The 24,710-nt window shown below is 57.4% G+C and carries 18 protein-coding genes, 1 pseudogene and 1 other annotated feature; of the genes and pseudogenes, 7 read left to right on the plus strand and 12 right to left on the minus strand.

The annotated features are described in order from the left end of the window. Positions 1–21: 21 nt before the first annotated feature. From ACRANW_RS13305 to ACRANW_RS13325, 5 genes are all read right to left on the minus strand, one after another. Positions 22–891, minus strand: a complete 870-nt coding sequence (locus tag ACRANW_RS13305) for a tyrosine-type recombinase/integrase (protein ID WP_479432241.1) — start codon at positions 889–891, stop codon at positions 22–24. Positions 892–1,082: 191 nt separating this feature from the next. After that, on the minus strand, positions 1,083–1,799 hold the full coding sequence (locus ACRANW_RS13310) for an IS6 family transposase (protein WP_479432242.1): 717 nt from the start codon (positions 1,797–1,799) through the stop codon (positions 1,083–1,085). A 742-nt stretch (positions 1,800–2,541) separates the two neighbouring features. Further along, on the minus strand, positions 2,542–3,192 hold the full coding sequence (locus ACRANW_RS13315; protein WP_479432243.1) for a TadE/TadG family type IV pilus assembly protein: 651 nt from the start codon (positions 3,190–3,192) through the stop codon (positions 2,542–2,544). After that, positions 3,189–3,779, minus strand: coding sequence for a TadE/TadG family type IV pilus assembly protein (locus tag ACRANW_RS13320; protein WP_479432244.1), 591 nt, complete (start codon positions 3,777–3,779; stop codon positions 3,189–3,191). The genes ACRANW_RS13315 and ACRANW_RS13320 overlap by 4 nt, the downstream gene beginning before the upstream one ends. Continuing rightward, positions 3,776–5,554 (minus strand): pilus assembly protein TadG-related protein, encoded by a 1,779-nt coding sequence (locus ACRANW_RS13325; RefSeq protein WP_479432245.1) that lies wholly within the window; start codon positions 5,552–5,554, stop codon positions 3,776–3,778. Before ACRANW_RS13325 ends, ACRANW_RS13320 begins: the two co-directional genes overlap by 4 nt. A 437-nt stretch (positions 5,555–5,991) precedes the next feature. Between ACRANW_RS13325 and ACRANW_RS13330 the strand changes: the two genes are divergently transcribed. Together ACRANW_RS13330 and ACRANW_RS13335 are read left to right on the plus strand one after the other, a co-directional pair. Continuing rightward, positions 5,992–7,220 (plus strand): IS3 family transposase gene (locus tag ACRANW_RS13330; protein WP_479432246.1). Its coding sequence is split into 2 segments (ribosomal slippage): positions 5,992–6,280 and positions 6,280–7,220, totalling 1,230 coding nucleotides; the frame shifts between segments, so codons are not numbered across the junction. Further along, positions 6,273–6,389, plus strand: a sequence feature (AL1L pseudoknot). Its footprint overlaps the gene before it by 117 nt. Before the next feature lie 40 nt (positions 7,221–7,260). Then, positions 7,261–7,383 (plus strand): hypothetical protein, encoded by a 123-nt coding sequence (locus tag ACRANW_RS13335; RefSeq protein WP_479432247.1) that lies wholly within the window; start codon positions 7,261–7,263, stop codon positions 7,381–7,383. A gap of 381 nt (positions 7,384–7,764) precedes the next feature. Here ACRANW_RS13335 and ACRANW_RS13340 read toward each other — a convergent pair whose 3' ends face one another. Further along, positions 7,765–8,286, minus strand: a complete 522-nt coding sequence (locus ACRANW_RS13340) for a hypothetical protein (RefSeq protein WP_479432248.1) — start codon at positions 8,284–8,286, stop codon at positions 7,765–7,767. Between the two features lie 59 nt (positions 8,287–8,345). Between ACRANW_RS13340 and ACRANW_RS13345 the strand changes: the two genes are divergently transcribed. Then, a protein-coding gene (locus tag ACRANW_RS13345; protein WP_479431320.1) for an IS630 family transposase occupies positions 8,346–9,406 on the plus strand; the annotation gives its coding sequence in 2 pieces (ribosomal slippage) (positions 8,346–8,838 and positions 8,838–9,406; 1,062 coding nt in all). Positions 9,407–9,594: 188 nt separating this feature from the next. Here ACRANW_RS13345 and ACRANW_RS13350 read toward each other — a convergent pair. The 4 genes and pseudogenes from ACRANW_RS13350 to ACRANW_RS13365 all read right to left on the minus strand — a co-directional run. Then, a pseudogene (locus ACRANW_RS13350) lies at positions 9,595–9,890 on the minus strand (IS630 family transposase); the annotation flags it as partial. A 121-nt stretch (positions 9,891–10,011) separates the two neighbouring features. Continuing rightward, positions 10,012–11,100: a TIGR03032 family protein gene (locus ACRANW_RS13355; RefSeq protein ID WP_479432249.1), complete on the minus strand. Its 1,089-nt coding sequence runs from the start codon at positions 11,098–11,100 to the stop codon at positions 10,012–10,014. 122 nt (positions 11,101–11,222) lie between these two features. Further along, the gene (locus tag ACRANW_RS13360) at positions 11,223–15,131 is read right to left on the minus strand and encodes a beta strand repeat-containing protein (RefSeq protein WP_479432250.1); all 3,909 of its coding nucleotides are present in this window, start codon (positions 15,129–15,131) and stop codon (positions 11,223–11,225) included. A 266-nt stretch (positions 15,132–15,397) separates the two neighbouring features. Further along, positions 15,398–15,772: a hypothetical protein gene (locus ACRANW_RS13365; protein WP_479432251.1), complete on the minus strand. Its 375-nt coding sequence runs from the start codon at positions 15,770–15,772 to the stop codon at positions 15,398–15,400. A 303-nt stretch (positions 15,773–16,075) separates the two neighbouring features. Here ACRANW_RS13365 and ACRANW_RS13370 point away from each other — a divergent pair, with 303 nt between their 5' ends. Both ACRANW_RS13370 and ACRANW_RS13375 read left to right on the plus strand, forming a co-directional pair. After that, entirely contained in the window at positions 16,076–16,447 is a 372-nt protein-coding gene (locus ACRANW_RS13370) for a hypothetical protein (protein WP_479432252.1), read from the plus strand. 38 nt (positions 16,448–16,485) lie between these two features. After that, positions 16,486–17,546 (plus strand): IS630 family transposase gene (locus ACRANW_RS13375; protein ID WP_479431320.1). Its coding sequence is split into 2 segments (ribosomal slippage): positions 16,486–16,978 and positions 16,978–17,546, totalling 1,062 coding nucleotides; the frame shifts between segments, so codons are not numbered across the junction. A 516-nt stretch (positions 17,547–18,062) separates the two neighbouring features. Here the strand turns inward: ACRANW_RS13375 and ACRANW_RS13380 are convergent. Both ACRANW_RS13380 and ACRANW_RS13385 read right to left on the minus strand, forming a co-directional pair. Further along, complete coding sequence (locus ACRANW_RS13380) at positions 18,063–18,782, minus strand: riboflavin synthase subunit alpha (RefSeq protein WP_479432253.1); 720 nt, start codon at positions 18,780–18,782, stop codon at positions 18,063–18,065. Positions 18,783–19,194: 412 nt separating this feature from the next. After that, the gene (locus ACRANW_RS13385; RefSeq protein ID WP_479432254.1) at positions 19,195–19,623 is read right to left on the minus strand and encodes a hypothetical protein; all 429 of its coding nucleotides are present in this window, start codon (positions 19,621–19,623) and stop codon (positions 19,195–19,197) included. Between the two features lie 520 nt (positions 19,624–20,143). Here ACRANW_RS13385 and ACRANW_RS13390 point away from each other — a divergent pair. Both ACRANW_RS13390 and ACRANW_RS13395 read left to right on the plus strand, forming a co-directional pair. Next, a complete protein-coding gene (locus ACRANW_RS13390) occupies positions 20,144–21,709 on the plus strand; it encodes a hypothetical protein (RefSeq protein ID WP_479432255.1) in 1,566 nt (521 codons plus the stop codon). Positions 21,710–22,021: 312 nt separating this feature from the next. Next, on the plus strand, positions 22,022–24,541 hold the full coding sequence (locus ACRANW_RS13395; RefSeq protein WP_479432256.1) for a S9 family peptidase: 2,520 nt from the start codon (positions 22,022–22,024) through the stop codon (positions 24,539–24,541). Positions 24,542–24,710 lie beyond the last annotated feature (169 nt).

Genomic DNA, 24,710 nt, shown 5'->3' on the forward strand with positions numbered 1-24,710 from the left:
TCATCAAAGGTGCGTACACTTTCATTTGCGGCGAGGACACCCCAATGACCGCCTTGGGGTCGAGAGCCGAACGGCATGACTTCTCCAGAAACGGGGCAAAGCCGCAAGACCGCTTGCGGAACCTCGCAGCGCCTCCCAGGGCCGATGATGGGTGGTGTTTAAGACACGGCTGACTGGAGAGGCGCCAGCTCGGTCGATATCGCCTAGCATTCGCCTGATTGCCTCCACCTCCAGCAACGCAGGATAGCGCTTCGAGGGCGGCAGGGGTGCGAGCGCATCATTGATGTCGTTCGCCGGATTCTCGAGCCCAGCGCCACGCGCGTTCACGTAGCGGTAGATGGCAGCGACCCGTTGTTTGACCCGTCGTGCCGTCTCAATCGATCCGCGGGCCTCGATCTTCTTTAGCACCGAGAGCAGCAGCGGCTTATCGATCACGCCCATCGGCATCGTGCCCAGATGCGGGAAGATGTCACGCTCAAGGCTGGTGATTACATCATCGGCGTGAACCGGTTTCCACCTCGGCTTCTGGACCGTGTGCCATTCGCGGGCTGCCTGTTCAAAGGTCTGGAAGGTCCCGCTATTGCCAACTAGCTTGGCACGCTTGGCAGAAACTCGGGGGTCACGGCCCTCCCGCAGCAGCTTGCGCGCATCGTTGCGCTTCTCCCGTGCCTCGGCGAGCGAGACCTCTGGAAAGGTGCCTAGAGTGAGGAGTTGTTCTTTGCCATCCAGCCTATACTTGAAACGCCACGATTTATGACTCTTCGGCGAGACATGCAGGAAGAGCCCGCCGCTGTCGGATACCTTGTAAGCCTTGTCCTTCGGTGCTGCAGCGCGAATTGCCCTGTCCGTAAGCATCCAATCCCCCCAATCGCTAAAGTTCCTTACCCCCAATCTACCTCGAAATGCATCTGGCTAGGGCCGAATTGGGCTGAAACGAATTGGACGGTAAAACCCTGTATTGTAACGGGCCGGCATGAGTTTTTGGTGGAGCTTGGACTATCTTGGAAGGGTGACTGGCGGTGCTGTCAGTCTAATCGCAACTCGTCTCCAATTAGCAGAGCTTGCCCTTACCAGGCGTTGGGTCAGACCATGAGGTTTTGCCACTCAGCCAGTGCGGCCGAGCGGGCGATCTTGTAGGTCTGACGGTCGATGAGGTGGCGGTCGAGATTGAAGTGGTTATGGACGTTGGCATGGACAGAAGCGAATTTCTGTAACGACTTCATCTGTCGGAACCGAAGCATGGCCCGTTCGCGTCGTCGGAACGGAAGGTGGCTGCTCTCCACCCGGTTGTTGGCCCAGCGTCCCACCCTCTGTTTGTGGGCATTGCCGAGACCAGTCATTGCAGCGTTGTAGGAGCGCAGACCGTCGGTCGTGATTGTCTCGGGCGAGCCATGGCGCTTCAGCGCCTTCTTCATGAATTTGAGGGCGGCCTGTTTGTCACGGGTCTTGGTGACGTAGCTTTCCAGCACTTCGCCTTCCTGATCGACCACGCGCCACAGGTAATGCATTTCGCCGTTGATCTTCACGTAGACCTTGTCGAGGTGCCATTCCCAATGCTGGAAGCCTTTCATCCGGCTCACCCGCTGGCGGCGAATATCAGTGGCGAACAGCGGACCGAACCGGTTCCACCAGTATCGCACCGTCTCGTGGCAGATGTCGATGCCGCGTTCGGCCAGCAGGTCCTCGATGTTCCGCAGGCTCAAGGGGAAGCGCACATACATCATCACAACCAGCCGGATTACCTCGGGCGAGGAGTTGAAGTAGCGAAAAGGGCTGGCCGGCTTACGGGATCTGGGCATTGCGCCGCCCTAGCCTATCGCACCCACTCCGTCAGCACGGTGCATTTGCTCTGACAGAGCCCCTTAGACCGTCAGTACTCCTATCGGACCTGCAGAATTGGCATTTATATTTTATCAATATATTTCTGAGAAAACGATCGGGCTGAGGGGGTTAGCCCACTTAGTGTTTTGACCGCCGGCCCCCTTTCCAGATGCAACTTAAGAGTGCCGGCGGTCATTCATCGTGATCACGTACTTCGATCATGCCGCAAGCTTCTAGACACTTCCAGCTGCACAGGTCGCCGATCGTTACGTCATATTGGCGATGCACGCATCGGACAGATTATGCTCCGCTTGGACTAGCGGCGCTTCAAACAATGCAATCGGATCAAATGCCGGGCGACACCTGTTGGCACAATCGCCCCATGGTCAGAACCGTTCGAAAGCGTTCAAACTCTATTGTGCCGGCCAAGGCCTCAGCGGATCGCCGCCCATGCTTAGCCGCTCCAGGTGCGTAGCCAGTTATAACAGGCTGCATGGATACATCGAACCTCTCCATCCAACGCATCAAAACCAGCCCACCGGGCTTGAGCAAGGCGAAAAGTTCCATAGCTGAGTAGTCCAAGGTTGGGTAGCAGTGCTCTTTAGGTCAGAATCTAATTGCTGGTAGGGGAAAGCCAGGAGGTCAAATCAAATGCGACTGAGTAAACGCAGATGCCGCACCGTTCGGATTTGCAACATCACATTTATTGCCAATGATTCATCAAGAACATTTTGACGGGGTTACACCCGAAGTGGGCGTAACATACGGAAATGCCTGCCCTCGGCTAACAAAGATAGATCTTTGCCGCGCTATTCGCTCTTTGGGGCTTCCTGGAAGCTGCGCGAGATTTATCAGAGGTTCATACCGATAGGATACCTCTGAAACTATGACCAATTGGTTCTGTAATAATCTGATATCATTAGGTAACTTGGCGTTTGGGCCATTTGCCCACAATGCTGGATTTTTTGCCTCTTTCCCAACCTCACTGACCGGCCCAGCTAATTGACCGCGACAGCGTTGCCATACAACTTTGGGAACCACCGATCCGTTTTCAGGAATGCCGATGACACCAGTCATAATAATTCTACCGTTTGGATAGAAGTCAAACGGTGCCGCGATTTCATCTACCCCCTCAAAAGTGTCGGCGAAGCTCTGCTCGCTTGGCGCAAGCGTATTGCGAGCGACATTATCTGCCGCAACGGATGCAATTCTCTCTATTTTCTGATTGGCCAATACCAAATTTGTCAACTCAAGACCGCCAGCGCCCACCAATACCAACAAAGGCAACATAAGAGCGAATTCGATTGCAGAGACGCCCTCTTTATGGCGTTCAACTTTTCGCAAAGTGCCAATGCAGTTAAAATTTCTCATTTGCACCCCGTAGAATTAAAGATAGGCTCGTTACGTATTACGGTGCTGGCCTCAATATTGTAGATCCCTGATCCATGAAATTGATTGCTAATAAAACCAAACAAGGACGTCACCTGGTATCTGGCGGTGTAGCTGATGACTTGACCAGCTCCACCGATTGATCCGGATGTACCCATGTCGTCATCATATTTGCCATTGCCATTCACGTCTGTGAAAGTTTCACCTGGATTCCAGATTGAGTTTCCATTTTCGTCATTGAATGGCTCAGGCTCGCCAACGTCACCAAACTTATCTGAGTAAGATTTAGTAATGACCTCTACAATGCCGCCATTGGGCGAAGGTATATCCTCCATTCCATCTGTCACGATCTGCTGCATTAGAGCTTGTCGCTCGCTTGGGCAGTCGCTTGCCGCAACGGCCCGCGCCGCACGCATGGTCGAACCCTCAAGTCTCGTTCGCGCCGACGACACATGCGAAAACTCCATAAATCCACACAATATCAACAGCATGAGTGGCGCGATGAGCGCAAACTCGATTATCGCGGTCGCGCGCTTATCTTTTAGGAGGCGGAAAATTGTCGACATCATTCGGACAGGTGCACATCGACAAGATCAGCGGCAATTGTCGTAAACGCAGCACGCAGATCTGCCGGATCCTTGGTTTCGAAGAAATGGGTGTTTCTGTCTGTTGCACAGGTCCGAAACATCTCACGTGTCGCGTTTCCTTCAGTCCCGGTGGCGATCGCGAACGTAATTGTGTAAAGTTCGATACCTTCAGACTTCATCGCTTGGCAAGTTTTCGCAAATCGTAAAGCCATCGCATCGCGATGTGCAGCTCGAGCGGAATTTAACCCATTGTTACCGCTTGGGTAATTGACATTAACCACCCTTTTATCCGCGTAAGATCCATAACCTGTGTAAGCTGTATCCCGCTGGAAATTGGGCGATCGAAGGTTTGAATCCAGGCCATCGTCTCTAGAGTCAAAATTGCCGTCAGTCATGAAAATCACGACGCGCCGGACAGCGGAATCAGCAGGCCGCGCCCGGGTAAACACATCGTCACGGGCCATGAGCCGATAGCTCCAGGCCATCGCCTGACTGTGCCATGTTCCGATGTTGAACAATGGCTGGAGATTGTCAGTGTAGGTGACTAGCGAGGATTTTGTGCGGCTGTAGCTGATGGGGAGCGCTTCGCTCGGACACACGTAGTTTGGAGATCTGGAAACGTGTTTATCAGCATTTGATGGCTTAACCGTTGAATTGTACGATAACGGTGCCTTCCAATTCGAATAATCGGGCAAGCGTTGTGGATCTACGAAAGCGTTCGCGCTCGAGGAACATGCAACATCAGATCCGCCTAGACGGCAGATGTTATCTCCATATGCGCGAATCAGTGATGTGCGCATGGGTTCGTGATTGGCTGCCGCAATAGCTTGCGATGGCACCTCGCCAAGCTTGTAGCGATTATCCTGGTAATGGAAGCTGTCGACCCACATGGGCGGGTACATAAACGGATTTGCCTTTGCCACTCCGGGGTCGCCTGGCAAGTTCTTACCCATGTCATATGTATCAGGGTCAATTGTATTGATGTTGGAACTTAGTGACCGCTTCGTTTCATCGGCATAAATGCAGCCCTTCCACCCATATGAGTCGCTTGCGGCTTTTGTTGTAAATCCGTCAATCGCTTGAACCCTGTCACCCGGAAGAAGGCGGCCCACATTTACGATCACATTGTAAGGCATCATGCCGATCGCAAAATTCTTGCGCGTCTGCGAATTGCCATAAACAATGTTGAGAAAATCTTTTACAGACGCTTTAAGCGAGGTCATTCCCTGGTTGCTGTCCATCGAGCCCGTCACGTCGAGCACCATCATCGCTTCGACAGCTCTTGGGAGCGTCTTTCCCGCTACGCCCACGGCGTCAGCATTGATGTCGAGGACCTCAAAACCAAAAACTCGCATGAGCGACGTTGGTACGCCGGCATCAACGGATACATTTACAGTGACTTCTTCGTCTTTACGTATGACCGAAATAACTGGTTTCTGCTGGCTAGCGCCCATAAATTGATTGGGCATGTTGGCGTAGAGATACGAATTTACGGTTTCCACCGTTTTTGGACCCGGAGTTGTACCGTTTCCTGGATAAATTTGCTCCACGCGCACCGCGGCCAATGTGGCGGCATCGACGGCACTCTGGAGTCGGGACGAAGCCATATATGCTCGCCCTGCGTCAATGCCTATGCCGGCAAAGCCGAGTAGCGGAACAAGTGAGGCAGCGAGCATGGCATAGGTACTGCCCCTTTGGTCACCCAAGAGAACAGTAAAACGTTTCGGAACGTTTTGTTTGATAAACACTTCGTTCATCACTTACCCCCGATCAAAGCCATTGATCTGAGGATGACATGAACACCTTAATTATCGGTAAATTTTAGAGGTTAGCCTGATTTCTCATAAGCTTAGCGAAATTCGTTACAAGGACATTGAATCTGCAATCCCATTGAACCAGTCCGAGATTATCAGAGCCTCCAACTCTTGAGTAGATGGAGTCCATATGAGCAAGACAACAAACAAGTTTTCGCTGGAGGTTCGCGCCAGCCCACACTTCAGCCGCTTGGAAATCAAGCGCCCTGTTCTTGTTGGTCAGAGGGGCGCCTAACGAGCCCATCCAATAACCCGCAACGAACAAAACTCCGTCACCGAGGCATAGCAAAGCTGTTTGACCGCTGCGCATAGCTCAATGTTGCACCTTGAACCGCTCCGGGATTGTCGGAGGCTCCAACTCTTGAGTAGATGGAGTCCTTATGAGCGAGACAACGAACAAGTTTTCGCCGGAGGTTCGCGCCCGTGCGGTGCGGATGATATTGGATCACGAGGGCGATTATCCGTCCCGCTGGTCAGCCGTGGTGTCGGTTGCCGATAAGATTGGCTGCGCCCCTCAGGCGCTTCACGAGTGGGTGAAGAAGGCGGAGGTCGACAGCAGTAAGCGCGCTGGCGTGCCGACCGATACTGCCATCAAGATCAAGGCGCTGGAACGCGAGAACCGCGAGTTGCGCCAAGCCAACGAGATATTGCGCAAGGCATCGGCATATTTTGCGCAGGCGGAGCTCGACCGCCCGTTCAAGCGTTGATCGCGTTTATCGATGATAACCGCGAGCTTCATGGGGTCGAGCCGATCTGCAAGGTCTTGCCGATCGCCCCTTCCACCTACCGCAAGCATGTCGCGCAGCGGCGGGATCCATTGCGCCTGTCGGCGCGGGCGCAGCGTGATCTCACTCTCAAGCCCGAGATCGCCAGAGTGTTCGCCGAGAACTTTGCTGTTTACGGCGTGCGCAAGGTCTGGCGGCAGATGAGGCGTGAAGGGTTCGCCATCGCCCGCTGCACCGTTGAACGCCTGATGCGCGATATGGGTTTGCATGGAGTAATCCGCGGGAAGCCGGTGCGCACCACGATCAGCGATAAGGCCGCACCTTGCCCGCTGGATCGCGTCAACCGGCAGTTCCATGCCCCGGCGCCGAACAGGCTGTGGGTCTCGGACTTTACCTACGTCTCGGCCTGGAGCGGGTTCGTCTATGTTGCATTCGTGATCGACGTCTACGCCCGCTACATCGTGGGCTGGCGGGTCAGCAGGACCGCGCATGCCAGCTTTGTGCTCGATGCACTGGAGCAGGCTTTGCACGACCGCCGACCGGTCCATCGTGGCGGGTTGGTCCATCATAGCGACCGTGGATCGCAATATGTATCGATAAAATATACCGAACGCCTCGCAGAAGCCGGCATCGAGCCATCGGTCGGCAGCGTCGGCGACAGCTATGACAACGCTTTAGCGGAGACGATCAATGGCCTTTACAAGGCCGAAGTGATCCACCGCCGCGGACCATGGCGTTCCTTCGAGGCCGTCGAGTTCGCCACATTGGAATGGGTCGATTGGTTCAACCATCGGCGTTTGCTGGAGCCAATCGGCAACATCCCGCCCGCCGAAGCCGAACAACAATACTATGCCATGCTGGACGACACCGCCATGGCAGCATAACTTAAACCAAACGGCCTCCGACAATCCCGGAGCGGTTCAATTGGCACTCGGAATTATCCTCGGCGTGATAATTGACAACATCGCGCTTGGCCTCGTCATCGGCCTCATTTTTGGCGGAGGCGCAGGAATTGCCAAAGCAAAGCAGGATGAACCCGATGCCTGAAAGGCCACGCTTTAAAGAAGCGTCCAGTCGATGCAGTCGGCCTTGCTGTGATGATCGGCAAGAGTGCCATTGGCGAGATTGAAGGAGATGCTGACACCACCACCAGAGGTCGTCGGTAGAGGCAAGAGGCCAAAGGAGGTTATGGCACCACAGTCGGCGACACGGGACCGGGTAAACAGCGCTTTCCACAGTGCCTCAGAGCACACTTGGGTGATGTGGATCCGGTTCGCGAACTCCCGTACGGGCCAGCGGCACAGCGGCGCTCAAACAGGCCGGACAGATGGCGGCATCCGACTACCGCTAATACCCGAATTTACTCTTGCATCTTTCGGGGCGTTCACAGTCAGGATGCTGCTATTGTTTACGCAAGCTTCTCAAAAACTAATCCTTGTCGACAAAAACAAGCCGCACGTGCTCTTGCGTGCCCGCACCATCTTTGCTGACATAGATTTCACTACGAATGGGATGGTCGGGATCGGAGAAGTCGAACCATAGGTCGTTCTGATAGGCTTCAGACGCCGGCTCAAGATCAGTGATATTCCGGAAGGCAAAGTGTAACCGGCTTGTGTCCCGGCTTGCCAGCTCAAGCCGCGGCTGATTGCCTTGAGGACAGTAATGCGTTGCCAGTAAGCTTTTACCATCACGATGGTAAAGTGTGAGAGAGTGCGGCTTTCCGCGGACTTGCCAACTCTCAACCACCACAGTTTCACCTGCTGTCAGATAAAACTCGATTTGAAGCGGACTCTCCGGATTGTCTGCGAGCCGCCAGACACCGACCATTCGGACGAGTTGTGCAAATGACTCTTCTGCACTGGCCACTGTTTGTTCCGTGTGAGGCCCATCCACGTCTGAATGTGCCGCTACCGGATCGGCTAATACCAAATCCCGATGAGGCTGACTCATGGGGGATTTCCAAGGCGCTGATTTTCTGATTCACCGGAGCAAGCACGAGGAGGCTTGCGATGGCGACGGCGATTGGTGTTCGATCAGATTTCACTTCGCGGGATTTGAGCCGATTTTCCCGACGATGTGACGATCCGGATCAGGTACGGCGGTTGTTGGCGTTGGGCTTGATCCTGGACGGCAGCAGCCGGAGCGAAGCGGCCAAAGCGGCTGGCGTGACGCTGCAGGTCGTGCGGGATTGGGTGATCCGCTTCAATGCTGATGGCCCGGACGGGCTGATGTCACGCAAGGCCCCCGGCAAAGTCTCGATTCTGAGCGATGAGCAGCGCCGCGCTCTTGCGCAGCAAGTTGAAGCAGGCCCGATTCCTGCGGCGCACGGGGTTGTCCGCTGGCGTCTCATCGATCTGGCGCAGTGGGTGTGGGATGAGTTTGGCCTGTCGATTACCAAACAGACGCTGAGCCGTGAGATGCGCGCGCTGGGCTTCCGCAAGCTCTCGGCCCGCCCTCGTCATCGTGGCCAGAAAGCGGATGACATTGCCGATTTTAAAAAAACTTCGCAGGCCAGTTGGCAAAAATCCGACTATCCTTGCCGCACGGCACCGCGATAGAACTGTGGTGGCAAGATGAGGCGCGCATAGGCCAACAGACCAAGCTCACCCGCCGCTGGGCCAAGCGCGGAACCCGGCCCTGTGCGCCCAAAGACCAGCGCCGGGCCTCAGCCTGGATCTTCGGGGCCATCTGTCCCGCCGAGGGCAAGGGTGCTGGCATCGTCATGCCCCGTTGCAACAGCGAGGCCATGAGCATGCACCTCGAAGAGATCGCCTTCCACGTCGCGCCGGGGGCGCATGCCGTCTTGATCCTCGATCAGGCCGGATGGCATGGCTCGGCGGAACTGGTCGTGCCCGCCAACATCACTCTCATGCCGCTGCCGCCCAGGTGCCCGGAGCTCAACCCCGTCGAAAACGTCTGGCAGTTCATGCGCGACAACTGGCTCTCCAACCGCATCTTCTCATCCTACGACGACATCGTCGACCATTGCTGCTTCGCTTGGAACAAGCTCGTCGATCAGCCCTGGCGCATCATGTCCATCGGCATGCGCCAATGGGCGCATGGGTTCTGATCAATGGGACTTGGTATAAGTGCGCGAGGATGAAAAGAGCAATCGACAAGCGCATGAAAACTCCAGAACACCCTCATTGTGCCGACGTCATGGGACATACCAGCATCATCACATGACATCGTCATAGCACCAGCGCGCCCCTATGATCAGGGCGCAGATACTAGGCGCTCCAGATCAACCGCGCACCGTGGGCTCAGGACACCGCTTACGCTCAGACGCAGGCCCGCGACCAGCGTGGTGGTTTTGAGATGGCCGTGAGGGAAGCCCATACGCAGCTTCTCGCCCTTCGGGCACCGACGAGGGCTGCCGGTCATGTTCGTAGCGGTCCAGGTCTCGTCGATAAACCCGAGGCGCTCAGGATCGAGATCGAGTTGGTCGTCGAATCAGCGCTGCCGCTGCCTCAAGACGTCGGGCCGGCTTTGCTGGATAGCGTGCCCGGACTTTTGTTACGCGTGATCCGGTGACGCGCGAAGAAGCGATGCACGGTGCCAATGCCCAGCTAGCTTGCGCGGTCTTGGCATTGCACCGCCCTAACCTATCGCACCCGTTCCGTCAGCAAGGTGCAATTGCTCTGACAGGGCCGACCGTCTTCACGAATCTGCCGCTCAGGCAGAAGCAGCTGTTAGCAATGGTGGAAAAGTTATCGTCGACCGCATCTCGGTCGTATCGACTCCGACTGACATTGGACAGCGTACCCCAGGCAGAATGCCGACATCAAATAACTCGGTGATGCCGCCATCGAGCCGGATCCATTCCACGATATCGCCGCTGGAGAGGTTGACAATCACCACACCGCACCAAGCCTCAACGTCGCGCGCCTCAAGCTCGGATTGCAACTTCAGCTCTTTGAAGGAGCCGTCCCGGGGCTTTGAAAGCGTGACGATCGCATGACCTTGATGCAGCGATAAACCTCGTAGAAAGCCCGGGCAGAAGGCCACATCAGTTTTTTCCCCAGTAATGCGGTCGATCCGAATGATCTGGCCGCGCCCTGAATCAAGGGCCCAAAGCGTACCTTCATGATCGAGCCGTGGGCTGTGCGGCATTGAAAGACGATCGGTGAGAGTATCATTCGACATTACATCAATAACAACTCCGCCTTCGGCACGGCGCTCGCGCCAACCGCCGACGCTGTCGCAGCGGCTAACCGCTGTGACGTAGCGCGGTGAACCGTCGTCCATTGCCATCCCGTTGAGATGGCAGCGATCTTCGCCAGCGAGTTTGGAAATAAACGCAGGCTTCCAGATCGGCTGAAAACTGTGCTTCAAGTCGAGCGTGGCGAGACAGCTATATTTGGTGTTTACGAAGATAACTTGGCCATTCCGAGCAATCGCCAACTCATGGATGTCGATGTCGCCAGTGGTTTGGGCATTGCGCGGAACGTAGACAGCGTCGAAATGCTCATTACCCAATTCTCCTGGACCCAGCATGTTTTCCAGCCGCCAGACCTGGTTCATGGCTCCAAGGTAAATTCGGTCGGTTTGGGTAAATACCCCCATCGCCCGGGTGTAGTTCTGCTGATTGATCGAAATTCGTCCGTCAGGCAAAACCCCAACGAGAAAAAGTTGTCCGGTCTGATATGATGTAAATGTTAGGCTGCCGCGGTGAGCCAGCAGCCAATCAGCGAGCCCTCGCGAAACATTAATTGTATTAGATTGCGGCGCGCCGGGTAACGGTTTTGTGCCTTGAATACTCATTATGAACCCTCACCTTGGGGCAAGTGCTGGAGCAATTTTTCGCAAAATTGCGCTTACCTAAACAAGCGTGGACCACACCTTTATCAGGTGCGGTCCACGTTGTACTTTAACAGATGTAAGGGTCAGAAGCGAAGACGGATGCCAGCACGTCCGCCGTAGCCGTTATAGTCATCGCCAGTAGCATAACGACCTTCAAAGAAACCGCTGATAGCTCCACCATCCGATCCGATGTTAACACCCACAGTCCCTTCGACAAAGTCATCTGGCCGGTCTTGGGCAAACGCCACATTCTGCCCGCCGCTGAGGAAAGCGACCCTGTCTCGGCCGTTAAATTCGCGAACGTAATTGCCGCCGATGTAACCCTGTACCCGGGTCGTGCCGGCTGATCCCAAAGTGACACCTAATCGAGCGCCCGCCTTGCCCAACAGCCCTTCGTCTGCTTCGAAACTGAACCGGCCCTGCGCGACGTCGAAATCATCAATATCAACATTGGTATACGACAAGCTGACCGCTGGTTCGATCCAAACAGTCTCACCAATGCGCAAACCCGCTTCGCCGCGCGCGCCGTAGACAGAACCGTTCATATCCGTGGCATAACGGCCGGACTGACTGACATTCTTGCCCCAGTAATAGTCGTATTTGCCGAGCGCGTTTAGAAAGAACATTCCCGAGGTGTAGCTTGCATAGACACCAGCATTTACGACATCGAAATTCACACGATCAGCAGTTCCGTTGAAGCTGAGGTTCGAGTTCATATAGCCACCGGTTATCCCGAAAGCGAAACCACCCTCGCCTGCCGAGCCGCCAAGATCGAGACCAACCTGAGCGCCGAAGTAGTCCTGTTCGCTGCCAAGATCCGTATCGGTTGCGATGCCGCCAACAGTGATCGCCCGCGTGCGGTCAAACTCCTCCTTCTGCCCGTAGCCTTGCAGCCAGAATCGGCCACCCGTGCCGCCGCCCGAATTGGCGGCGATATTGTCGCGCAGCGCGCGCGACTGACCCGACCATGCGTCGGCTGACTGGAGCCAAAGATTGCGCATGCTGCTGACAAATGCACCTGTCCGGAATACTCCGACGCCCGGAGCCGCCTGAATGTTGAAGGTCGAATTGTCCGGGTTGAACACGAGGCCGAGCTGGATCAGACCCTGATCGACGACCGAAGGATCGATCGTAAATGCGGTCGGCACAGAACCCGCCCCAGCCTGGATGATGGTCGTATTCGTGCCCAGCGTGACGGGCCCATTGTCGAGCCGGTTAATGAGCACCGTAGTGGTGCCGGTCGCACTGCCGCCGATCACCAGGCGATCCGAGGTATTGGCACCCAAATTGACATCGATCCCAAGCTGGCCGTTATTCCCGACAAAATTGCCGGACGTCGACAAGTTGTCGCCTACGCGACCATTGCGCAGTTCGATCAATCCGCTGCTGCTGAGAAGCTCGAGGCCAAGAAAGCCTGCGGTCCCGGGCGCAGCAAGCTGTGTTGCGATCGTTCCGCTATTAATGAAACTGTCATTGCCCAAGCCGAAGTTAGAATTACCAGTCAGCACAAATCGACCGGTGTTGGTGAACGTGTCGTTGCCATCGCTCAATTGAACTCGTCCGGTCAGGACGCCGCTGTTGCTTACGGTCGCGAGGCCACCATTTGCGATCAGAGCGAAATTGGCACCCGAAAGATTGCCGGAATTAATGATGGTCGATCCTGTGCCAGATGTAGTCACGACGCCGTTGCTGCCAGCGCCGGTCGCGGTAATCGTCCCTCGATTGGTAACGGTAACAGCCTGATCCGACGTGACCACAACTGCGTCAGTCGCTGCCCCCGTGGTTGCAACTGTACCATTGACGGTCGCAGCCCCAGCTCCGCCGGTAGCCGTAACGACGACAGCACGTGCGCCATTAACGCCCGATCCAGTGGTGCTGACATTGTTGACATTGGCGGTTGCCGAACCTGCCGTCCCGGTTACCTGCACACCGTTGGCCGTTCCGCCATAGAGCGCGCTGCCCGAAGTCCTGACTGTGCCAGTTGAGGTGACAATCGCGCTAGCGCCTGTCGCGACCACCCCTGCGCGCGTCGTCGCTCGGTCGGCCTCGTCAGCAGCCACAACCGAAACATTGTTGACGTTTACCGTGGTGCGCCCTGTTTCTGATGAAGCAAAAATCCCAGTGCTGCCCCGGCCCGTCGATGACACATCACCGCTGGTGGTCACATCGACATTACCGACATCCGATGCGGCATAGATCGCATAGTTGCTGGCGCCAGTCGTTGTGACGTTAGCGCCCGAGACGACAACATCCCCGCCGGTCGAGATCGCCGAGATCCCCGAGGAGAAGGTTCCTCCTACCTCGACCGTGGTGAATGCGATGTCCGCCCCACCGGCGCCGCTGATGGCGTTTATCCCGCGAGCATTAAAGCCTTCGGTCGTGATCGCACCCGTATCGATCGCTACAGCGCCGCTGGTGGCAACCGCGTAAACCCCTGCCGAATTGTCGCCACTGGTGGAAATCGTGCCAGTTGTGACTGCGACATTGCCGCTTGCGCTTTGCACGGTCACACCATTGGCCCGATCGCCCAACGTGCGGACATTGCCCACGGCAACATCTGCGTCGCCAAGCGCCGCCGTTGCATTCACGCCCGCAGCACCCAAGCCCGCGGTAGAGACATCGCCGGCGTCAACGCTGACTTTACCGGTTCCTTGCGCGGTCGCAACGATGGCGGTGGAATTGGGAAGAAACGAGTAGTTGCTGCCTGCTGTGCCCGAGGTCACAACGTTGCCCGTTGTCACAGACACGTTTGAGTTGAGCCCACCGATCGCACGTACGCCGCCCGACAGGTTGCCGGCGGCGGAAACGTCGCCCACGGTAAGATCGATCGGCCCCGCCGTGCTCGACACATCGACCGCATTGGCATTGTCGCCGCTTGTCGCCACATCGCCAGTGCCGGTAATCGTCACGCCGTTTGTTGCCGTCGCGAAGACACCGCGCGCACCGTTGCCAGAAGTGGCGATGTTACCATCGAGGTCAAACATTGCCGTATCAGTTGCAAATGCCCTGATACCGTCAGCATTCGCCCCTGAGGTGGTGATGTCGCCGCCACTGACAACGATCGTCGGTGTTGCGCGAATGCCTTGAAATAAGGCTGCTTGCGGGATTAGCACACCAACTGCGTTTTCGCCCGTCGTGGTAATGGCATCGAACGTCACATCGACGCCACCGAGCCCGGTTGCAACGATGCCATTGGCATTATCGCCGCCAGTCGTAATCGTGCCTGCGTCGATCATACCCATGCCTGTGACGCCAGTGGCGTTCACACTGATGCCGCTTGCGTTGGCGCCGCTGGTTGTAACGGTATCGGCAGACACCTTCGCTGTTCCATTGAAGGTCTGCGCACGTACCCCGATCGCGCCTGTACCATTAGTCGTGATCGTTCCAGCATCAACCGTGACATTACCCGCGCCGCCTGTGGTTGCGATAATCCCGTTTGCGCCGGGATCGATGAAGCCGGTCGCATTGCCACTGGTGCTGATGCTGTCGGCAGTGACAGTCACATTGGCACCGTCGCTACGCGCGTCCACGCCCTTCGCGCCATTGCCCGACGTTGTAATTGTGCCCGCGTCGACGATGATCGCGCCGCTATTCGTATTAGCCGTGATCCCGTCGGCATTCACCCCGGTAGTCGCAATCGAATTGGCGCTAACCGTTGTAAGTCCCGTGGCCGAACTGGCAAAAACACCGGTCGCGTTGCTTCCTGACGTTGTAACGCGGTCCGCCTCGAGCGTGAGCGCGCCGTCATTGGTCGCACCCAAAATACCAAAGGCGCCCGATTCATTAGTCGTAATCGATGTGTTGGTGTCACCAGCTACGGTTATACTTTCACTTCCGATGGCCAGGGCCAACACACCAATATTTGGTCCGCCTGTGGTATTGATGACAACGCCGTCTTCCAAAACGATCGTTAGGTCGCTGGGAGGCGCGATGTAAGTCACGCCGTTTGGATAGGGGTTGCCGTCCGGGGCACAGGTAACCGTGCCATCCACTGGCGCTCCACACTCGTCCTGCGCACTCGCAACTGTTGGGAGCATTGCACCGAGCGCCAACGCTCCGACCATGGCTGTTCCGGCGCGCAAGTGCGATTTGCGGAAGTGGTCGCGGACACAAGAGCGGGTCGCAGCTTCACAAAAATTCATAAAAATTCTCCGGGAAATAAATCTTGAGCGATTAAAGTCAGTCTTCCGAATAAAATAAACATTAAGGAAGTAGCCGCACTGATGCACTGGGTATTACCTTACTAGTGGTTTTCCACCTAGTTTCGGAAACTACTAAATTTCCGCTGTGCAACTTTGGGCTGACGTCCATCAAACAAATTCGGGACGAAAGGGAGCCTTTGCGCTTGCGCTCTCCCCTTTTCGAGAAGGCTCTTTTGTTCGGTGTGTTCGAGAAAAAGAGCGCGCATCTGGCCGCCAAAATATACGAAAACGGTGGACAGCTTTGAAGCATTAACGGCCAACGGGTTGAAATTGTTCGCACAGGACCGAGCCGCCATGTGGGGTGCGGCATCAACTGCAGCATCGGTGTGGTCACGCTGACGAACGTGATGGATCGCAGCATGGCCTAAGGCAAATTCTGCTGACGGCATCATCAATCGAACGTTAAGCGGCAAATTTTGTTGAAATTTCAACCAGATTTTTCCTAAAACTATAGATTACGGTGTGGCCGCGCGTTTTTGACATCTTGGTCTCTACGCCAGCAGGTCGTGCTCGGTTCTAGGATGATCGAATTTTATAAAACTTACTTAGATTGCTGCCGCACTCAAAATTCGCGTTTGTCTGAAAAGAAAGAGTTAGATCGCGGGTCCTGTCAGGGCAAAAACACCTACTAACGGAATGGGGGTGACAGGTTGTGTCCGTCTAACCGCAACTCGTTTCCGACTGGCGAAGTCCGCCCTAACCCGCTGTTGGCTCAGGCCATGAGGTTAATCGTGATGACCCTGCTCGTTCTCGGCTTCGCAAGCTTGGGCACGTTGCTGGGCGGCGCGATCGGGCCGGGCCTTCCCAGGGAGGCCTTTCCCTGGGCCCAGCTGGCGCAGCAAGGTGCGCTCATGACCGCCTCCATGACCACAGTGGTTGCCATTCAGCTGTGGGTCGCTTTGCGCTTCGCCAATTTCGTCGTGCCACTTGTCGTCGGCATCGGCGGCACCTTGGTTGCGCTCGCCGTGATGATCACTCGGACGCAGCAAGCCGAGTGGTTTCCATGGGTTTTGCCGTTTAACACGCTCGTCGCGCCAACCCCTGAACGATATGCGTTATACCAAATCCCGATGAGGCTGACTCATGGGGGATTTCCAAGGCGCTGATTTTCTGATTCACCGGAGCAAGCACGAGGAGGCTTGCGATGGCGACGGCGATTGGTGTTCGATCAGATTTCACTTCGCGGGATTTGAGCCGATTTTCCCGACGATGTGACGATCCGGATCAGGTACGGCGGTTGTTGGCGTTGGGCTTGATCCTGGACGGCAGCAGCCGGAGCGAAGCGGCCAAAGCGGCTGGCGTGACGCTGCAGGTCGTGCGGGATTGGGTGATCCGCTTCAATGCTGATGGCCCGGACGGGCTGATGTCACGCAAGGCCCCCGGCAAAGTCTCGATTCTGAGCGATGAGCAGCGCCGCGCTCTTGCGCAGCAAGTTGAAGCAGGCCCGATTCCTGCGGCGCACGGGGTTGTCCGCTGGCGTCTCATCGATCTGGCGCAGTGGGTGTGGGATGAGTTTGGCCTGTCGATTACCAAACAGACGCTGAGCCGTGAGATGCGCGCGCTGGGCTTCCGCAAGCTCTCGGCCCGCCCTCGTCATCGTGGCCAGAAAGCGGATGACATTGCCGATTTTAAAAAAACTTCGCAGGCCAGTTGGCAAAAATCCGACTATCCTTGCCGCACGGCACCGCGATAGAACTGTGGTGGCAAGATGAGGCGCGCATAGGCCAACAGACCAAGCTCACCCGCCGCTGGGCCAAGCGCGGAACCCGGCCCTGTGCGCCCAAAGACCAGCGCCGGGCCTCAGCCTGGATCTTCGGGGCCATCTGTCCCGCCGAGGGCAAGGGTGCTGGCATCGTCATGCCCCGTTGCAACAGCGAGGCCATGAGCATGCACCTCGAAGAGATCGCCTTCCACGTCGCGCCGGGGGCGCATGCCGTCTTGATCCTCGATCAGGCCGGATGGCATGGCTCGGCGGAACTGGTCGTGCCCGCCAACATCACTCTCATGCCGCTGCCGCCCAGGTGCCCGGAGCTCAACCCCGTCGAAAACGTCTGGCAGTTCATGCGCGACAACTGGCTCTCCAACCGCATCTTCTCATCCTACGACGACATCGTCGACCATTGCTGCTTCGCTTGGAACAAGCTCGTCGATCAGCCCTGGCGCATCATGTCCATCGGCATGCGCCAATGGGCGCATGGGTTCTGATCAATGGGACTTGGTATTAGTTGGCCTGTTCATCGGAATGGCCATTCTGGCGGCTATGGTTCCAGCGCTGGCGACGCATCAGTTCCGATAACGGATGCGAGCTCAGTTTCAGCGCGAAGCCATCTTAATGGCGGCTATGGGGTCGATTGGTGAATGGCAGCTGCTGGCGAGAAACGCGCAAAAGCTGACTGGCAGGTCCCGCCACCATAAGCCGAACGGCAGGAATCTGCCTTCTTTGAAAAAATCTGCCATTCAGGAACCGACCCCATTTGCGACATTCCACCTAGCTTTTTCGCCTTGCTCGTTACTGCTGAGGTAAAGACTGTCTGATCGACATTTGCGGGCCGGATCGCAGCCGGTGCCGGTCAAACGGCCTTGCCTGACACGACCATTCCAGAGGCAATTGAGGAATTGCAGCAGCTATTCACTCCTGCGGCTCAGTTCGATCGTTTCGTTTGTCAGGATATTCGAGCCTTCTGATCGACGATGATGGCTGAACGTCATAGTAACCGCGCCTTACCGCGACTGGAAAAGCTTGCTATTTAGGCTCTTGGTGACGAGTTCGTCGATTGGAATGTCCTTGTCTTGAAACAGCTTGACCAAGACCGGATAAAGGTCCCCCAATGCTTCCTGAGCGGTTTCGCGCACAGTATCGACCACGACCTGCGTGCCTCGCTCGATTTCGACATTGACATGGTCATTGACCCGCTTGTCATCCCAATTCGTCGTTGCTCTGGTTTCAGGGATTAACCAGATATCGAACCACCCATTTTTGCGGTCACATTCGGCAATCGTCAGGCTACAACCGTTGATCGCTATGTAACCCTTGGCAAAAATGTAGCGTTTGAAATCGGACGGGATGGCCAAGCGCACGCGTTTGTTTCCAGCGTCAACAGCAACCTCGACGATCCGCGAGGCGAAATCGACGTGGCCAGAAAGCGGATGCCCTCCAATCTCAGCTCCGTCGTGCGCCGCGCGCTCAACATTGACAGCAGCCCCCTCTTCAAGGCCGGCTAAGGTGGTAACTGCCAGACTCTGGGCGATCACATCAAACGACACCAGCTCGTCAGAATGAAACTTCGTGGCGGTCAAGCATACCCCGTCGACCGAAACGCTTCCTCCGCGCTTCAGCCCCTCGGTGAATCCCGGACGAAATTCGAGGCCGAAAGTCCGAATATTGTCCTGTAGCGAAGCGGATTTCACCCTAGCTGTCGAATCTACAATGCCGGTAAACATGAAAATTCCTCCGCTTAGGTCTTTATCAGTGACGCCGTTGGTAGGTCCATTCGACTTGCAATGGTTGTGTGAAGGTCGCTTTATTTTTAGAGCCGTCCAACCTTTTTAGTAGACTTGCTTGTCCGGCCAGCAGTGCCGAAAGCGATCGACCGCTCAGGCCCAACTCCCTAAGACTACGTCGTTCGTTTCGCGGGCAAGCACGCGGGACGGCGGGCATGTGCTCAGCTACGCTACGGTCAAGCCCCACAGAAAGTTCCTTTGTTGCATGGTTCGCCTTGTGATCCAGACCGGGCATGCGGCATGGTCATCTACGCGTTTTTGATAATTACCACACAGACTTGACGAGAAGGTGTATACTGCTGTCGATGTCACCGCGAGCCTGATGGCCGCATTCTTCGATGCGACCGACCTGCTATTCGAACCAGAACTGTCCCGGCTCAAGCTGTTCCTCCGGCTTTGCTGTCACCGCCTTGGAGGCGCTGACGGTGATCGCTATCAGCCGGTATTCGATCGCGCTTTCGGGCCGGGCATGGGCGCGATACGCATTGATCAGGAACGCGCCATCGCTCTGATCGCAGGTGATCGCGAAACGATAGGTAGCCATCGGCACCGACAGATAGTCCCGAAGCTCGGGTGTGATCGCCAACTCGGTCTGATCGAGCGACAATCGCGCTGTGAGCGAATCCGGACGGGCCAATCCGAACCCCGAAATGGAGAGCAGTTGTTCCCCGCACTCGCCTTCGACGGTCTGGACCTGGCGATCGGGAACACGCGGCTCGCGGGTCGTGGCGATGATCTGGCCCTGCATGGCAAGGCTCGCTGCGGCAAACATGTGGAACATCGTGCTCTCCTGAAGGGCGACCAGGCCTAGATCGCGCAGCTCGCGAAGGTCTGGTTCTTGTCGGTCTCGTCTTAGGCGCCGGTCTGGCTGTCTTGGTTTCTTTCGATGAATTGCTGTCCGTCGTTAGAACATTTGGCACAACTCGAGGTTCCCGCGTTCTAACGCCCTGATCTTGTTGGTAGTATCGGTCGGCAAGATTGCCTCTGTCAACCTCCGCTTTTTTAACCCGCCCGTGAAGCGTCTGAGGCGCGCAGGCAAACTTATCGGCAACCGACACCACCGCGTCCGGAATGTTCGCGGTCGGCGGCGTGCGAGACGGATCGGTCAAGCGGGTCGCCAGCGCGGTGGGCGACGGCTCGGTCTTAGTGAGCTGGATCTGGTAATATCTGGAAGACACCCGAGCCAACGCCGACGAAGAAATCCGATACGATTCGCCGCAAGCCTCTTTCGCGGCACAGCTAAATTCTTATGATAGGTCCGTTCGCTTGGTAATCGCAGGCCCAGCGGAGAGGATCGCAGCATGAATTTTCCTATTGTCCGCATTCTGATCGTAGCGTTGGCGCTGGTTGCGGTTGCCCGGCCCGCGCAGGCCGAATGGCACGAAGCCTCGAGCGATCACTTCGTCATTTACGCCGACGATAAGGAACGCGACATCCGCCAGTTCGCCGAGAATCTCGAGCGCTATCACAGCGCGATGGCTTTCCTGACCGGCCGCGAGCTCGAAAAGCCCAGCCCGTCGAGCCGGGTGACGATCTATGTCGTTGGCAGCCAGCGCGACATCCGCAATCTGGCAGGCGGCAAGAATCGCAATGTCGCAGGCTTCTATATCCCGCGTGCCGGTGGCAGCCGCGCCTTCGTGCAGGAGATCCGCAATCAGGACGGCTATCCCGACTTTTCCACCATCGTGCTGCTGCACGAATATGCCCACCACTTCCTGATGTCATCCTCGCGCTTTGCCATGCCGCGCTGGCTCAACGAAGGTGCGGCGGAGTTCTTTGCGGCGGCAACCTTCAAAGATGATGGCAGCTTGCTGATCGGGCGCGCTGCGCAACACCGCGGCGGCGAACTGGCCCGTGCCGCGCCCGTTCACGTGCGCGATTTACTGAGCGCGGTGGGCTATGCCGACAGCGATAGCAACCGCCGCACCGCATTCTACGGCAAGAGCTGGCTGCTCTATCACTACCTTACCTTCTCGCAAGAGCGCGAGGGGCAGTTGCGGGCATATCAAATCAAACTACTCGAAGGTGCGGCGCCGCTTGAGGCCGGGGAGGCGGTGTTTGGTGATCTGAACACGCTCGAACGCGAGTTGAAGGCCTACCTTCGCGGCAGCTTCATGACCTTCTCGCTGAGTTCCGACAAGCTGAGCACTGGCACGATTACCTTGCGCCCGTTGCCACCGGGCGAAGCCGAGATGTTGCCGCTGCAAATCCGCTCGCAGCGCGGGGTCAACCGCGAACAGGCGCTCGAGATTCTGCCGGAAGTGCGGGTCATTGCCGCGCGTCATCCTGCCGACGCGGGGGTGCTGGCGGCGCTCGCCGAGGCTGAATATGATGCTGGCAATGATACCGAGGCCATCGCTGCGGCCGACCGTGCGATTGCGCTCGATCCGAAACGCACCAATCCTTACGTGCAGAAGGGTTTCGCTCTCTTCCGGCAAGCACAAGACGCGGCGGACACGGCGGCGGCATATAAAGCAGCGATGGAGCCGTTCACGGCGCTCAACGCAATGGAGAATGATCACCCGCTGCCGCTCATATTCTATTTTCGCAGCTACGCCGAACGCGGTGCGGTGCCACCGGATAATGCCCGCGCGGCGCTGGAACGCGCGGCGATGCTCGCGCCATTTGACCATCGCTTGCAGCTCAATGCCGGGATGATGCTAATCAAAGAGGGCAAGTTCGACATCGCCGGCGACTTCCTCGCGCCGGTAGCAGTTAACCCGCATGGGGGCGGCGCTGCGGCTCGGGCAAAAACACTAATGGAAGTGATCGCCAAGGCGCCGCCAGGCGCGGCGATTGATCTCGGCCCGGAGCCGGAGGATGAGCCGGAGGATGAGGCCGCCGCCCCGCCCGACGCTTCCGATTGACTTCCCCCATCCGAAGCCAGTTCAGCTCGAAGTTCAGTAGAGAAACGCATACTGATACATCTTGATGGCAGCCATTCGCCTTTCCACCCAGTTCCGGCCATGGACGAGGCCGATGTGCGATCCCAAAACCTTCCTGGCGGCTTCAGCCGATTTTTCGCTAGAAGCCGAAATTCTCAAAGCGACCCCATAGCCGCCGTCGCGATGATTGGCTAAACCCCTCGGACGATCAGGGAATGTTCGCGTCGAAGGACGGCAATGTTAGAAGCTTCCAGAATACATTCATCAAGAGCAGCTTTTCTTTGCCTCCTGTCGATGTTGCTCGGCGTTACCGCCGCTGCCCGCCCCTTGACCATTGACGATATCCTTGCAACAACAACAGTCGACCGCGCCGATGGTGCCCCGGATGCCGGAGACATCGCGATTGCACTGCCTCGTCCCGCAACATCGGGCGAGGTCTATGGCCGCAATTCCTACGAGATCGATTCCTCGCGCACCGACATCTGGCTGGTAAAGCGCGACGGATCGCAGCTGCGTCAGCTTACAGATGGCAAAGCGACGGCGGCAGGCTTCTGGTGCCCCTACTGGAGCTCCGACGGCAAGCGACTGGCGATGCTTTCAACCGCGCCCGAACAAGGCGAGCCGCACGGCGGTGACAATGCCCGCCTCTACGTGTGGGAACGCGGAGCCGAAGCGCCCCGGCGCGTCAGTGATCGCGCCATGATGACGCAGGTGCGCTACGGCTCCCCGCTCAACGAGCTTGACCTGCGCGCTGCAGGGGCAAGTCTCCCGAATACGTGCCGCGATAATGACGAGAATGCGCCCTTCCTGTGGCTCGGCCCGGATCGCCTGCTAGCGGTGCTGATGCCGCCGGGTGAGCGTTCAGCGATGGTGGATCGCTACGCCAAGTTCCACCGCGAGGCTTCACAGGCGGGCGAAGAGATTCGTGCGGGCGAGGTGCCGACAGTATCGCGCTCCGACAGCGGCACGGCAGCTGCGGACTTGGCAGAGGGTAACTATTCGGCCGAAATGGTGATCTTCAATCTGACGGATGGCTCGTCGACCAAGATTGGCGAGGTGTCGGCATTCCCGATGTTCGGCGCGCTGACCATCGCCCTTTCGCCCGATGCCCGCCGCGCCGCAATTCTTGCACCGGTTCAGGCGATTCCGCCGCACCGCCGGTCACCCGATATGCCGAATGTCATGGCATGGGCGGTGGAGAATGCCCTATTCATGCTCGACCTTGGCGAACGGCCCGCCTTGCAGCGGATTGAGGCACCAAGCGGCGCACATTTTCCGCTCGACATCATTGGATGGTCTCCGCGTTCCGAATACGTCGCTCTGCGCGCCCGGCCGGCGGCGGACATTACATCAGCCAGCCTCTGGACCCTTGCCGGAAGCGACCTCGCGATGGTTGCCCAAGCACCCGGCCTCACATTCAATGAAACCGCGCCAGCGCATTCGCGTGCGACAACCTATGCCCTCTGGGCTGACCGGACGCGAATGCTGGTGAGGGACTCCAACGCCGCGAGCGGTTTTCAGCTCGTCGATGTTCTTACCGGCCGGACGGCCGAGGTCGAGGGCAGCGTCGAATGGCCTGCCAGCCTCCGCACCTTTCCAAATGGCCAGATCACGGGGCAAAGCAAGGCCGGCCCTGTCCGCTTCGATCCCGACGCACGCCGGTTCGTGTCATGGCAGGCTTCCAACCCAACGGGTTGCAGCAGCGCGGCACAGCTTGTCACCGAGTGGAAAGACGGGGCCTCCGCCTACAGCCTCTGGACCAGCGACGGCCCGCGCCCCGAGAGCATCACTCTCGCGTCGTCCGCCCGGCTGCTCGATCGTGATTGCAGCGGGATTGTCTGGGCCGAAAACGGGTTTGAAGGCAGCGTCGTGAACTTCACACCGTGGGACAGTCCCGCGGCGCCCCGCGCTCTTATGCGACATAACCAGCATCTCGCCGATATCGCCTGGGGCGAGCGGCGCATGATTGATTATCGCCACGCTGATGGCACAGCGCTGAAGATGGCGGTGCTGTTTCCTGCGGGTTACGATCCCGCAAGGCGATATCCGACGCTGATGTGGGTCTATGGCAGCTACAGCCCATCCGGGATCGACGACTACTTCCTCGATCCGCATATGCCGGGTCTTTACAACCTCGAGCTTTACGCAAGCCGCGGCTATGTGGTGGTCATCCCGGCCATCCCGATCCGGCGCAGCGAAGCTCCTGTTGAGCCGCTCGCCGCTTTCACTGAAGGTGTCCTGCCCGCTATCGACAAGCTGGTCGAGCTCGGGATTACCGACAACGACCGCATTGGCGTGTTCGGCCAGAGCTTTGGCGGCTACACCGTCAGCGCGCTGGTAGCGCAGACCGACCGCTTCAAAGCGGCGGCCGCGATTGCAGGGGCAACCGACATTGCAACCAACTACGGCGCGTTCGATCCGGCGGCGCGGGATTGGCCCGGCATCGATCAGGATATGGCAGTTAACAGTTCGATCTATGAGGCGGGGCTGGGCTTCAGGGTCGACCCCGCTACGGATCCTGCTCTCTATCGCCGCAACTCGCCCCTCACCTTTGCCGACCAGATCGAGACACCGCTGCTGCTAATCCACGGGGAGCTCGACGCGCGCGCGCCGCTCGCGCAGCCAGAGGCGCTGTTTTCCCTACTCCGCCGAAATGGCCGCCCGACAAGGTTGCTGCGATACTGGGGAGAGAACCACTCGCTCGCCAATTCGCCTGCCAACATCCGCGATATCACGCGCGAGCTCATCGACTGGTTCGATCTCCACCTAAAACATGGCGGTTACGCAGAAGCTCCTCTCGGTAGCACTGACTAAAGCTCGAAGCGGACGGGCAGCTTTCAACCCACGAGCAGTCATGAGCGGGACCGATCTGGCTTCCCGAAAGCTGCCCGGCAGCTTCGACGGGTATTTCGTCCAAAGCTGAAATTCTCAAATCGACCCTGAAGCGGACATCCTTTCTTTCAATATGATCACCGCGCGCTAT

This window comes from Erythrobacter sp. 'gip.4 top 5', assembly GCF_056495765.1.